The sequence below is a fragment of the Stenotrophomonas sp. 05N37 genome (assembly GCF_056397365.1).
In genome coordinates this window covers 958,696-971,452 of sequence record NZ_JBFTNG010000001.1, presented here as the reverse complement: position 1 = coordinate 971,452, position 12,757 = coordinate 958,696, and the positions used below count along the sequence as shown (strand labels likewise).

The 12,757-nt window shown below is 68.0% G+C and carries 12 protein-coding genes; 4 read left to right on the top strand and 8 right to left on the bottom strand.

Features of this window, described 5'->3' with window-relative positions; all coding sequences use genetic code 11:
* Positions 1–180: 180 nt before the first annotated feature.
* Both AC1DGC_RS04270 and AC1DGC_RS04265 read left to right on the top strand, forming a co-directional pair.
* Positions 181–1,698 carry an alanine/glycine:cation symporter family protein gene (locus tag AC1DGC_RS04270; RefSeq protein ID WP_259206454.1) on the top strand — a complete coding sequence of 506 codons (1,518 nt, stop codon included), beginning with the start codon at positions 181–183 and terminating at the stop codon, positions 1,696–1,698.
* Complete coding sequence (locus AC1DGC_RS04265; RefSeq protein WP_394161242.1) at positions 1,691–2,530, top strand: TrmH family RNA methyltransferase; 840 nt, start codon at positions 1,691–1,693, stop codon at positions 2,528–2,530. The genes AC1DGC_RS04270 and AC1DGC_RS04265 overlap by 8 nt, the downstream gene beginning before the upstream one ends.
* A 576-nt stretch (positions 2,531–3,106) precedes the next feature.
* Here the strand turns inward: AC1DGC_RS04265 and AC1DGC_RS04260 are convergent.
* The 4 genes from AC1DGC_RS04260 to AC1DGC_RS04245 all read right to left on the bottom strand — a co-directional run bounded on the left by AC1DGC_RS04260 (position 3,107) and on the right by AC1DGC_RS04245 (position 6,335).
* The gene (locus tag AC1DGC_RS04260; RefSeq protein WP_394161240.1) at positions 3,107–4,528 is read right to left on the bottom strand and encodes a M28 family peptidase; all 1,422 of its coding nucleotides are present in this window, start codon (positions 4,526–4,528) and stop codon (positions 3,107–3,109) included.
* Between the two features lie 232 nt (positions 4,529–4,760).
* Positions 4,761–5,165 (bottom strand): large-conductance mechanosensitive channel protein MscL, encoded by a 405-nt coding sequence (gene mscL, locus AC1DGC_RS04255; protein WP_259206452.1) that lies wholly within the window; start codon positions 5,163–5,165, stop codon positions 4,761–4,763.
* 55 nt (positions 5,166–5,220) lie between these two features.
* Positions 5,221–5,928 carry a fumarylacetoacetate hydrolase family protein gene (locus AC1DGC_RS04250; protein ID WP_259206451.1) on the bottom strand — a complete coding sequence of 236 codons (708 nt, stop codon included), beginning with the start codon at positions 5,926–5,928 and terminating at the stop codon, positions 5,221–5,223.
* Between the two features lie 128 nt (positions 5,929–6,056).
* Entirely contained in the window at positions 6,057–6,335 is a 279-nt protein-coding gene (locus tag AC1DGC_RS04245; protein ID WP_259206450.1) for a hypothetical protein, read from the bottom strand.
* Between the two features lie 182 nt (positions 6,336–6,517).
* Between AC1DGC_RS04245 and AC1DGC_RS04240 the strand changes: the two genes are divergently transcribed.
* Positions 6,518–6,859, top strand: a complete 342-nt coding sequence (locus tag AC1DGC_RS04240) for a Rieske (2Fe-2S) protein (RefSeq protein ID WP_259206448.1) — start codon at positions 6,518–6,520, stop codon at positions 6,857–6,859.
* Between the two features lie 110 nt (positions 6,860–6,969).
* Here the strand turns inward: AC1DGC_RS04240 and AC1DGC_RS04235 are convergent, their stop codons facing one another.
* From AC1DGC_RS04235 to thiS, 4 genes are read right to left on the bottom strand one after another with little or no spacing between them, the layout of a single operon-like run.
* A complete protein-coding gene (locus tag AC1DGC_RS04235; protein WP_259206446.1) occupies positions 6,970–8,817 on the bottom strand; it encodes an SLC13 family permease in 1,848 nt (615 codons plus the stop codon).
* A 27-nt stretch (positions 8,818–8,844) separates the two neighbouring features.
* On the bottom strand, positions 8,845–9,579 hold the full coding sequence (gene trmB, locus AC1DGC_RS04230; RefSeq protein ID WP_259206444.1) for a tRNA (guanosine(46)-N7)-methyltransferase TrmB: 735 nt from the start codon (positions 9,577–9,579) through the stop codon (positions 8,845–8,847).
* Positions 9,579–10,373 (bottom strand): thiazole synthase, encoded by a 795-nt coding sequence (locus AC1DGC_RS04225; RefSeq protein ID WP_259206443.1) that lies wholly within the window; start codon positions 10,371–10,373, stop codon positions 9,579–9,581. Before AC1DGC_RS04225 ends, trmB begins: the two co-directional genes overlap by 1 nt.
* A 42-nt stretch (positions 10,374–10,415) precedes the next feature.
* Positions 10,416–10,616, bottom strand: a complete 201-nt coding sequence (thiS, locus tag AC1DGC_RS04220; protein WP_259206441.1) for a sulfur carrier protein ThiS — start codon at positions 10,614–10,616, stop codon at positions 10,416–10,418.
* A gap of 233 nt (positions 10,617–10,849) precedes the next feature.
* Between thiS and AC1DGC_RS04215 the strand changes: the two genes are divergently transcribed.
* A complete protein-coding gene (locus AC1DGC_RS04215) occupies positions 10,850–12,658 on the top strand; it encodes an autotransporter outer membrane beta-barrel domain-containing protein (protein ID WP_394161306.1) in 1,809 nt (602 codons plus the stop codon).
* The last annotated feature ends 99 nt before the right edge of the window (positions 12,659–12,757 follow it).

Sequence of the window (12,757 nt, the reverse complement as noted above, 5' to 3'; positions counted from 1 at the left end):
CAGAGGCAGCCGCGCATGGCCCGGATCTACCGAGGCTAGGCTCCCTCCGGAAGGACCGGGCATCCTGCCGGGCCGATGAACCGCTGCTGCTACCGCAGCGGCTCCCGATCATGGAGAATCGACCCGGTCCCTTCCAGCCGACGGGACGTCCTTCATTTTTCCGCCGACTGGAGAGAGCGCGTGGAAGCAGCCGTACATTTCATCAACAGCATCATCTGGAGCAAGGCGCTGATCGCCGTGTGCCTGGGCGCTGGCCTGTTTTTCAGCGTCCGCACCCGGTTCATGCAGATCCGCGGCTTCTTCGAGATGTGTCGCCTGACCGTCCAGGGTGAGAAATCCGAGGCCGGCGTGTCCTCGTTCCAGGCCCTGGCCATGTCGATGGCCGGGCGCATGGGCATCGGCAACATCGCCGGCGTAGCCACCGCGATCGCCTTCGGCGGCCCCGGTGCGATCTTCTGGATGTGGGTAATGGGCTTCCTGGGCGCGTCCACCTCGTACGTGGAATGCACGCTGGCGCAGATCTACAAGACCAAGGATGCCGAAGGCCGCTACCGTGGCGGCCCGGCGTATTACATCGAAAAAGCGATGGGCATGAAGTGGTACGCCCTGGCCTTCGCCGTGGCCACGATCATCGCCGCCGGCTTCCTGATGCCGGGCGTACAGGCCAACGCGATCGCCGACAGCATCATCAACGCCTGCCGCGGCGGCGCACTGTGCGGCCCGCTGGATGGCCAGGTCATGGGCATGGACGCGGTGCAGGCGCTGAAGCTGGGCATCGGCATCGTGGTCGCGCTGCTGCTGGGCGTGGTCATCTTCGGCGGGGTCAAGCGCATCGCCAACTTCGCCGAAGTGGTGGTGCCGTTCATGGCCGCCGCGTTCATCCTGATGGCCATCGTCATCATGATCATCAACTACGACCGCGTGCCGGAGATGTTCGGCATCATCTTCGACAGCGCCTTCGGCACCCACGCCGCGTTCGGCGCGATGATGGGCCTGGCCGTGGAGTGGGGCATCAAGCGCGGCATCTATGCCAATGAAGCCGGGCAGGGCTCGGGCCCGCACGCCGCCGCCGCCTCGGAGGTCTCGCACCCGGCCAAGCAGGGCTACGTGCAGGCCTTCGCGATCTACTTCGACACCATGATGGTGTGCACCGCCACGGCCTTCCTGATCCTGGCCAGCGGCACCTACAACGTGTATTCGCCGGTGGAAGGCGCCGCGCCGCTGTTCCAGGGCCTGGCCGGCATCCCCGAAGGCGCCGGGTACGCGCAGGCCGGCGTGGAAGCCGTGCTGCCCGGTTGGGGCGCCTCGTTCGTGTCGCTGGCGATCTTCTTCTTCGCCTTCACCACGATCATGGCCTATTACTACATGGCCGAGACCAACCTCAGCTACATCAACCACAACCGCAAGCGGCCGCTGACCGTGCTGGTGCTGCGCCTGGGCATCATCGGCATGGTGGTGTTCGGCGCGTTCCACAACGCCACGCTGGCCTGGGCGCTGGGCGACATCGGCGTGGGCCTGATGGCGTGGCTGAACATCATCGCCATCCTGATCGTGCAGAAGCCGGCGATGCTGGCGCTGCGCGATTACGAACGACAGAAGAAGCTCGGCCTGGATCCGACCTTCGACCCCGATGCCCTGGGCATCAAGAACGCCGACTTCTGGCGTCAACGCAAGCTGGAGCTGTCCCGTAGTGAATGATCCCTGGAAAAATGCCCGCCGCCCGTCCTCGCGGCCGCCGCGGGCAACCCCGTTGCCCCCGCGCGAGGGCGGCACGCCGCCACCGCCGGGCCGCGGCAACGACGAGCTGCGCCTGTACGGCTGGAATGCCGTGCAGGCACTGTTCGCCTCGCGCCCGCAGGCGCTGCGCAAGCTGTACCTGGTCGAGGCACTGATCCCGCGCATGCAGCCGGTGCTCAAGTGGTGCGTGGCCAACCGCGTCGGCTATCGCGTCGTGGAGGAGGGAGACCTCAACAAGCTCGCCGCCACCACCCATCACGAAGGGGTCGTGGCCGACGTGCTGCGTGCGCCGATGCTCGAGCTGGGCGAGTGGCTGCAGGCGCTGCCGGCCGGCAAGCCGGTGCTGGCGCTGTGGCTGGACGGGGTGGGCAACCCGCACAACTTCGGCGCAATCCTGCGTTCGGCCGCGCACTTCGGCGTGGCCGGGCTGCTGTTGCCGCCCGGTGCCACGTTGGCGTTGTCCGGCGCGGCCGCACGCGTGGCCGAGGGCGGTGCCGAGGCGGTGCCGCTGGTGCGGCTGCCGGCCGTGCCGCAGGCCATGTCGCAGTTGCGCGAGGCCGGCTTCGGGCTGGCCGCCACGCTGGTCGACGGTGGCAGTGACCTGTTCGCCAGCGAGGTGCCGGCACGCCTGGTGTATGTGATGGGTGCCGAAGGCGAGGGCATGGACCGCGAGCTGGCGCAGGCATGCGACCAGCAGGTGTCCATTCCCGGTACCGGTGCGGTGGAGAGTCTCAACGTGGCATCGGCGACCGCGGTGCTGCTGTCGCACTGGTACGCGCGTCAGTCGCGCTGATCCGGTGCTGTTTTTCGGGTAGCGCGCGTGCGCGCTCGCCCAACGCGGTGTGAACCACGTCACCGATAACTCGGTGACTACAAGGGATTCGGACTTTTCGCATGGTGAGCGGCTGTAGCGCTGCGTCACAGTGCAAGGCGGTGCTGTGTTGGGTTGGTGAGGAGAGACACCCACCCAGCGCGGCGCTGTTGTCCGGATCGCAGCAAGTCTGTGGCGCTCACCGCGTGGGGTGTGACGAGTCCCGGTGGCCCGGTCGCTTTTGCGGCCGGGCTTTTTTTATTCTTCTGCCATCCGCGGGCAAGCAGAAGCGCGCTCTGGATCTTTTTCCGCGCGGCGGTCGGTGGGTTGGGCGCTGGGCCCCCATGCCCTTGGAGGCGAACGCGCTCGCGACAGACCCGAGCGGACAAACCCCCCGTTCCACTCAGCCCAAGGACTGCCCGACCACGCGCTCATGGCCGTGAACCATCCGCCACAACGCGTTGGAACAACGCTCCCCGCGATTGCAGGAAGCGCCTTTTTCAGGACATCGCGATCAACACACGCAAGGCGACGACGCCACGCCGTCGCGCGCGGCGATCATTCGTTGGGCGGGGTGGTCGGCTTGGCTTCGCTGCCGAAGCTGCCGTCGGCTTCCGCGGCCAGGTAGGCGAACACCGTGTACGCGGCCACGTTCTGCGCCAGTGCGGCCGGGTCGATCTTGTCCAGGGTATCGTCGGCGGTGTGGTGCAGGTTGAAGTAGTCGGTGCCGTCCTGCGCCAGCCACGCCCACGCGCCGCCCTTGGCAGCCAGCGGGCCCACGTCCGGCCCGGGGCCGCCCTTGTCGGGCGCGTACTCGATGCCCAACGGCTTGAGCACGTCGGCGATCTGCCGGGTCGCCTCGCGCGAGTGTTCCGGGTTCGGCGAGCCGGTGTTGAAGGCATAGATGCGGCCGGCGCCGAAGTCGCTTTCGGCGGCGAGCTGGTGCAGCACCACGTCCTTGGCATGCGCTTCGGCGTAGGCCTTGCCGCCATACAGGCCCTGTTCCTCGTTGGCGAAGGCAACCACGCGGATGGTGCGCTTGGGCGCCTGCTTGAGCTGGCCGATCAGGTGGCCGGCGGCCATGGTGATGCCTACGCCTGCGCCATCATCGATCGCCCCGGTGCCCAGGTCCCACGAATCCAGGTGACCGCCGATCACCACCACTTCCTTGGGCAGGCTGCGCCCGGTGATCTCGCCGATTACGTTGTAGGAGGTGGCCTTGCCATCCCAGCCGCAATCCAGGCTCAGCTTCAGCGTGGTCCTGCCGCGTGCGACCAGGCGCGCCAACTGGTTGGCATCGGGCACCGACAGCGCGGCCGACGGCACCGGGGTCAGGCCATCGTCGAAACGGGTGATGCCGGTGTGGGGCACGCGATGCGAGTCGGTACCGGCCGAGCGCATCACAAAGCCCACCGCGCCCTTGCGGATCGCTTCGGACGGGCCCTTGCTGCGCACCGCGCCGCCGTTGCCGTAGTCGCGGCCATCGCGGTAGGCGGTCATCTGGTAATCAACGAAGGCGATCTTGCCGGTCAGCGAGCTGGCGGGCGCCGCCTGCAACGCGGCGAGATCGGCGAAGCGCACCACCTCGGCCTCGACCGTGCCGCCCGGGCTGCCGCCCAGCGCGGTGATGGTCAGCGGCTGCGCATGCGTGCCGGTGACCTGCGCGTGCTCGCTGCGGCGCTCCCACTTGGGGAAGGTGACCGGCTCGGTCCATACCTTGTCAAAGCCCAGCGCCTTGAACTTGGCCACGGCCCAGGCCACCGCGCGCGCGTCGGCTTCACCGCCGGCGATGCGCGGGCCGATCTCGGTGGTCAGCGATTCGACCACCTTCCAGCCGGTGTCATCCTTGAGCGCCTGCTCGCGCAGTTCGGCCGCGGTGGCCAGCGACCTGGGCGGCAGGGTGGTGGTGCCGGTCGCCGCGAATGCAGGCGCAGCCAGCAGGGCGAGGGAGGATGCGATGGCAAGGACGCGGCGACGCATGGACAACTCCGGGAAACAGGGGCGGAAGCCTTGGAGCTTAGCAGCCTGCCCGGACCGCACATGGGCGGTAGGTCATGGTTGCGCGGACGCTGTTTTCCATACGCGAAAGCCCCGCCAGGGCGGGGCTTTCGACTGTGCCTCCGACACGCGCCGGAACGCGGGCCAAGGGCCGGCGCCAGACGATGCCGGGTGGCGGCAGCGCCGGCCAACGGCCGGCCCTGCCCGGATCGCCTCAGCGCTTGAGGTTGTCGCGGATCTCGCGCAGCAGCAGCACTTCTTCGGCCGGTGCGGCGGGGGCGGCTTCCTTCTTGCGGGCCAGGCGGTTGATCACCTTGACCACCAGGAAGATGGCGAATGCCACGATCACGAACTGCACCAGCGTGTTGAGGAAGTCACCGTAGCCGATCACCACCGCCGGGATCTCCTTGCCGTCGGCGGCCAGCCGGGCCGGGGCCAGGGTCCAGGCCAGCTGCGAGAAGTCCACGCGTCCGATCAACCAGCCCAGCGGCGGCATGATGATCTTGTCCACCAGCGCGGTGACGATCTTGCCGAACGCCGCACCGATGACGACACCGACCGCCAGGTCGATGACGTTGCCACGCATGGCGAATTCCTTGAACTCGGTAATCATTCCCATCGGGATCTCCTGTGGCGGGTTTATCAAAAGACGGCGCAGGGTAGCGCAGCCGATGTCATCCAGCGATGACGCCGTGGCGCTCGGCCACGTTTTCCAGGCGCGCGCTGAAACGGTCGCCCGGCTTCAATGCCGCCACGCCCGCCGGGGTGCCCATGAACACCAGGTCGCCGGCCTTCAACGCCCACAGCTTGGACAGCTCGTGCAGGATCTCCGGCACGGTCCAGATCATCTGGTCCAGCAGCGACTGCTGGCGCACCTCGCCGTTGATTTCCAGCGACAGGTTGAGTGCGGCGAGGTCGCCCACTTCGCCGGCCGGGACCAGTTCGCTGACCGGTGCGGACTGGTCGAAGCCCTTGGCCGGGTCCCACGGATGGCCCTTGGCCTTGGCGGCGGCCTGCAGATCGCGCCGGGTCAGGTCCAGGCCGACGCCGTAACCGAATACCAGTGCCTCTGCCTGCTCCACCGGCAGCTCGCCGGCCGGCGCATCACGACCGATCGCCACCACCAGTTCCACCTCGTGGTGCAGGTCGGCGGTCGCCGAGGGGTAGGGGATCACATCGTCGTGCCCGACCACGATCGCATCGGCGGGCTTGCTGAAGAACATCGGACGGCCACGGTCGTCGGCAGCCGGCACCGCCGCGCCCATTTCGCGCGCATGGTCGGCAAAGTTGCGCCCGACGCAGTAGATGCGGCGCACCGGGAAGGTGCCGCCACCGGCCACGGGAATGCGCGGTTGTTCGGGCGTGGGGATTACATCGGTCATGCTCGCGTCCTGTCACGAAGGGTCACGGGCAGTCTAGAACGAGCGTGCGCGAGGTGCCACGCCAAACGTGGCGTCATGCGTTGCGCGACAGTATCCGGGCAGGGGCCGCGCAGCCGCGCGGCACGACCTCAACGCGACAGCGGCAAGGCCTGCTTGCGGACAACGCGGTATTCGGCATCGACCACCTGCGGGTCGCTCTGGCGGCTGGCCTGCTTGCGCTGGGCCAGCAGCTTCCACGCCAGCCCGGCAATGATCATCGCCGCGCCCACGAACACCCCGACAAACACCAGTGCCGCCAGGATTGCCAGGCCCAGCAGGCCCACCGCAACGCGCACCAGCGGATGGCGCGGCTTGCGCGGCGCGAACAGGGTGCGCAACGTGTTGAACTGGAAGAAGCGGTTGTACATGGCGTTTCTTTGGCTGAAGTCAGCGAACCCCGAGTATCCGGGCTGCCCTCTGTCATTGAGTGAAAAACTCGTTAAACGCAGTTCGCGTTCATTTCAAATCAATGACTTGTGTTCATCGCCGAGCCAGCCACATGACGGCGTGAGAGAATGCGCCTCCCTTGTCGCCACCGCCGAACCTGCCCGTGTCCGAGACTGCCGCCGCCCCTTTGATCGCCTTGCAGGCCATTGCCGACGAGGGCTTCGCCGAGGTCGATGCCTGCGTCGACGGCGACAGCGAATCGCTGGTGCTGTATCGCCAAGGCGACCAGGTGCGTGGCTGGCTGAACATCTGCCCGCACGCCGGGCGCCGCCTGGACTGGGCACCGGGCCAGTTCCTCAAGAGCCGCGAGGGCCATCTGGTCTGCGCCGCGCATGGGGCCTCGTTCTCGCTCGACGACGGCAACTGCGTGGCCGGCCCGTGCAAGGGGGACCGCCTGCGTGCGGTGCCGCTGCAACTGCGCGACGGCCAGGTGTGGCTGGGCTGATGGCGTGCGACAAGCACGGCGCCGGGCACCGATCCGCGCATGGCGTGGCTCCAGCAGCGTGCAGCCACCACGGGCGATGACGTAGATCCACGCCATGCGTGGACGCCGCCTCAGAACATCAGGTTGATCATCAACACCACCACGATGGTGTAGATCAGCGACAGCGGCGCGCCCACCCGCCACAGTTCGCGCGGGGTGTAGTTGGCCGGGCCGGTGATCATCGAGATCACCGGGTTGGAGGCGGTCATCAGGTTGTTGGACGCCGACAACGCCACGATCAACGCGAATGCGGTCGGGTTGCCGCCGGCCGCCAGGGCCAGGTTGACCGCGATCGGCACCATCACGATGGTCGCCCCCACATGGCTGATCACCAGCGAGAACATCGTGGTCAGCAGCGCCAGCGCGATTTCCAGCACCCACACCGGAATGCCGGTCGGCAGGCGATCGATGGTGTGGCCGGCGATCCAGGCCGCCGCGCCACTGCTGTCCATCGCCCAGCCCAGCGGGATCAGCCCGGCCATCATGAAGATGGTCTTCCAGTTGATCGAGGCGTAGGCCTCGTCCATGCGCAGCACCCCGGTGAGCAGCATGCCGGCCACGCCCGTCATCAGGGTCAGCGCCACCGGCAGCTTGGAGGTCAGCGCGATCAGGATGGTGATGGCGAAGATGCTCATCGCGATCTTGAACTTGTGCGGGCGCTGCTCGCCCTTGGGGTAGTCGGTGACCACCACGAAGTCGCGGCTCTTGGCCGCCTGCGCCAGGTCGGTCCAGATGCTGTGGAAGACCAGCATGTCGCCGGCGCGCAGCGCCACGTTGCGCACGTCCTCGCGGATCACCTGCTTGTCGCGGTTGATCGCCAGCAGGCTGATGCCGCGCTGCTTGCGCAGGCGCAGTTCCGAGGCGGTCTTGCCGATCACGTCCGAGGTCGGCGGGATCACCGCTTCGGAAATGCCGGCGCGGCTGGGATTGAACAGGTCGCCCAGGTGCTTCAGCCGCGAGGACATGCGCAGAAACTGGTTCTGCGCGAAATCGCCCACCTGCTGGCGCGCGCCCATCACCCCGAGCACGCTGCCCACCCAGATGCGCATCTCCGCCGGCGGCGCAAGGCGGGTGTCGTTGCCGGTCTTCAGGGCCAGCAGCAGCGGTGCATCGTGCACGTTCTCGGCCTCGCCCAGGGTCATGCCGACCAGCGGGCTTTCGGCGGTGACCACCAGCTCGAACACGTCGCCTTCGATGCCGTAGGTCTTGGCGAAGTAGCTCTCGGTGCGCGCGGGGGTGACCCCGTCGTTGGCCAGGGTCTCCTCTTCGACCAGCTTGCGGTCGCCGAAGTAGCGGAAGTACAGCAGCGAGGCGATCAGCAGCGCCACGCCGATCGGCAGCGGCGCGAACATGCGCAGCGGCTCGATGGTGGCAAGGCCCGAGGGCAGATTGTTGTTGGCCGAGGCCAGCAGATCGTTCAACAGGATCAGCGGCGAGTTGCCGACCATGGTCAGCGCGCCGCCCATCACGATCGCCGCGGCGATCGGCAGCAGCAGGCGCTGCAGGGTCAGCCCGGTACGCGCGGCCAGCCGCGAGGCGACCGGCAGGTACAGCGCCATCACCGAGGGATTCTGCATGAACGACGAGTTCAAGCCGGCGATCGCGGTGGTCATCATCAGCAGGCGGGTTTCCACGCCATGCCCGCGCCGCAGCAGCCAGGCCGCCAGCCGGTTCAGCGCGCCGGTGCGGTCCAGGCCCGCACCGAGGATGGTGGTGGCGATGATGCTCATCACCGCGTTACCGGAGAAGCCGCCGAAGATTTCCTCCGGTGCGATCAGCCCGGTCACGCCCAGCACCACCAGCACCACCAGCGCCACCACATCGGCGCGGATGCGCTCGAACAGGAACATCGCCATCGTGAAGCCGACCAGCCCCAGGACGAGCTTCATGTCGGTGGTCAGCGTCAGCGCGGTATCCATGGGGTGGCGCGGTTCCTTGGGCCAGGATCAGGTGCGGTCGTACAGCAGGTCCCACACGCCATGGCCGAGCTTCTGGCCACGGGTCTCGAAGTGCGTCTGCGGACGCCATGCCGGGCGCTCGACCTGGCCGCGCGGGCCGGCGCGGTTGCTCAGCCCGGCGGTGGCATCGAGCACGTCCCACATCTGCTCGGCGTAGTCTTCCCAGTCGGTGGCACAGTGCAGGCGGCCACCGACGCGCAGCTTGCGCACCAGCAGGTCGGCAAAGCCGGGCTGGATCAGGCGGCGCTTGTTGTGGCGCTTCTTGTGCCACGGATCGGGGAAGTAGATGCGTACTTCATCCAGCGCGCCATCGGCGATCTCCTTTTCCAGTACCTCCACCGCATCGTGGTGGTACAGGCGCACGTGGTCGGCGTTGTCGTCGGCCAGGGCATTGAGCAGGCGGCCCACGCCCGGGGCGTGCACTTCCAGGCCGATGTAGTCGCGGCTCGGGTCCTGCTGCGCGGCGAAGCGCAACGCGGCGCCGTTGCCGAAGCCGATCTCCAGCACCTTGTGCGCATCGCGCCCGAAGGTGGCATCCAGGTCGCGCGGCTCGCCGGTGAAGTCCAGGCCGAAGCGCGGCCAGCGGTCATCGAACGCGCGCTGCTGGGCCGGGGTGAAGCGACCCTGGCGCAGGACGAAGCTGCGCACCTCGCGGCGGCCTTCGGTAATGGTGAAGGGCTTGGCCGGGGCCTTGGCGCCGGCGCTGTCGAAAGGATTGGTCATCAGCCGATCAACCCGTCCACCGGCGAGGACGCACTCGCGTAGCGCTTGCGCGGAATGCGCCCGGCCAGGAATGCCTCGCGGCCCGCTTCCACGGCCTTGCGCATCGCGCTGGCCATCAGGATCGGGTTGCGGGCGCCGGCGATGGCGGTGTTCATCAGCACGCCGTCACAGCCCAGTTCCATCGCGATCGCCGCGTCGGAGGCGGTGCCCACGCCGGCGTCGACGATGATCGGCACCTTGGCATCTTCGATGATCTGCAGCAGGTTGTACTTGTTCTGGATGCCCAGGCCCGAGCCGATCGGCGCGGCCAGCGGCATCACCGCGGCGCAGCCGATCTCTTCCAGGCGCTTGGCCAGGATCGGGTCGTCGGAGGTGTAGACCATCACCTCGAAGCCATCCTTCACCAATTGCTCGGCCGCCTTCAGGGTCTGCACCACGTCCGGGTACAGCGTCTTCTGGTCGCCCAGCACTTCCAGCTTGGTCAGGTTGTGCCCGTCCAGCAGCTCGCGCGCCAGGCGGCAGGTGCGCACCGCGTCGTCGGCGGTGTAGCAGCCGGCGGTATTGGGCAGGATTGTGTAGCGATCCGGCGGCAGCACGTCGAGCAGGTTGGGCTCGCCCGGGTTCTGCCCGATGTTGGTGCGGCGGATCGCCACGGTCACGATCCGGGCCCCGGCGGCATCGGTGGCCAGGCGGGTTTCTTCCAGGTCCTTGAACTTGCCGGTGCCGGTCAGCAGCCGGGAACCGTAGGTCTTGCCGGCGATCACCAGCGAATCAATGGGGGCATTTGCATTCATGCGCGCAATTATCGCCTATCGCGCGGCGCGATGCTGCGTCGCTCAACCGCCACCGAGTGCGTGTACGATCTCGACCCGGTCGCCATCCTGCAACGCGTGCCCGGCATGCCGGCTGCGGGTGACGATCTCGCCATTGACCTCCACCGCGACGCGGCGCTCGAGCAGGTTCTCGACCTGCAACAGGTCAAGGACGGTGGCGGTTTGCGGAAGCTGGCGGGTCTCGCCGTTGAGCACGATGTTCATGACGCCATTGTCCCTCAATGGCGCTGGACTGCGTACCCTTGCAGCCCCCTCCCGGGGCCGCGGAGGCGGCCTCGCCGGGGGCTGGCCGGTCCCCGGGGCATTTCATGCGGCAACGCAGCGTGAATTGGCCCGGGTGCAGTGAAACCATTACACCGTGCGCCGGCGTACGTCGGTGGTTCTCCCACTTCAAGGAGCTTTACATGCTGATCAGCAAGCGTCCCCTGCGTTCCCTCTTGGCCGTGGCCATCGCCCTGGCGGCGGCGCCGGCCATGGCCCAGTCGCCGTACACCAAAACCGTGTTCATCGGCGACAGCCTGACCGACGCAGGGTACTTCCGTCCGCTGCTGCCCGCAGGCGTGCAGCCGGTCACCGGTCAGTTCACCACCAACCCGGGCTGGACCTACGCCCAGTACGTGGCCAACTACTACGGTACCAACGGGTCGGCGCACGGCAACGGGCAGGGCGGTGACAACTACGCCATCGGTGGCGCTCGCGTCGGCGTGGATACCAGCCAGGTGCTGGCCGCAGGCACCCCGGCGGTGCCGGTGTACTCGCTCAAGACCCAGACCGCGCAGTACCTGGCCGCCAACGGCGGCAAGGCAGACCCGAATGCGCTGTACACCGTGTTCGGTGGCGCCAATGACCTGTTCGCCATCCAGGCCGGCGCCCCGCTGGTCTCCACCCTGACCAACGCGGTCACCGACCAGGTCGGCATCGTCGCCACCCTCAAGGGTGCCGGCGCCGAGTACATCGTGGTCCCGACCATCCCCGACGTCGGCCTGACCCCGGGCGCACGCGCCGGTGGCCCCGCCGCGATGGCGGCCGGCACCGCGCTGGCCAAGGCCTACAACGACGCCCTGTTCGGTGGCCTGAAGGCCGCCGGCCTGCAGGTGATCCCGGTGGACACCTTCCACGTGCTGCAGGAAATCGTCGCCAACCCGGGCCAGTACGGCTTCGTCAATGTCACCAACCCGGCCTGCACCACGGCCTCGTCGCTGACCTGCAACCCGACCAGCTACGCCACCCCGACCGCCGCCAGCACCTACGTGTTCGCCGACGGCGTGCACCCCACCAGCGCCACCCATGAGATGCTCGGCCAGTACACCCTGTCGATCCTGGAAGCCCCGCGCAATCAGCAGATCCTGACCCACTCGGCGCAGACCATCGGCCGCTCGCGCGCCGACCAGGTCAGCCTGCACCTGGGTGGCCGTCCGGACGACGGCATGTCCTGGTGGGGCGGCGTGCGTGGCGACATGCAGCGTTACTCGCACGGCGACCTGTACGACGGCATGGCCCCGGCCGGCCTGTTCGGCGTGGATTGGGCGCGTGACGGCCTGGTGCTCGGCGGCTTCGCCGGTTACGGCCGCATGGACGCCGACTTCGGCAACAACAAGGGCGACTTCACCCAGTCCGACACCTCGCTGGGCCTGTTCGCCGGCTGGTACGGCCAGCACGCCTGGGTCAACGGCCAGGTCAGCTACAGCTGGCTGGACTACGACGTCACCCGCAAGGTCCAGCTTGGGCCGGCTACCCGCACCCATGAAGGGTCGCCGGAAGGCAGCAACCTGACCGTGGCACTGAACGCCGGCTACGATTTCGGCGGCCAGTCGCACTTCGAAGGCGGCTTCCGCCACGGCCCGATCGCCGCGGTGATCTGGCAGAAGGTCAAGCTGGACGGCTACGCCGAAAGCAACCCCAGCGCCACCGCGCTGGGCTATGCCAACCAGGACGTCGACTCCACCGTCGGCCGCCTCGGCTGGCAGGCGCGCTTCGAAGGCAGCACCGTCACCCCGTACGTGCAGGTCACCTACGACCACGAGTTCGAAGACGGCCAGCAGGCCAGCGCGTGGCTGCAGTCGATGCCGGACGTGGGCATGTACAAGGTGCCGGGCCTGGAGTTCGACAAGGACTACGTGACCGCCGTGATGGGCGCACGCGTCAAGCTGGGCGGCCTGCAGAGCAACATCGGCATGAGCGCCACCACGCTGCAGAAGCGTGCGCGCGACGTGTCGCTGTTCGCCAGCTTCAGCGGCAGCTTCTGATCCACCCTTGCGCAGCGCCCCTTGCCGGGGCGCCGCGCAGGGCCGGCGAAAGCCGGACGCAGCGGGCGGCCCAGTGCCGCCCGTTGCCTTTTGACCACT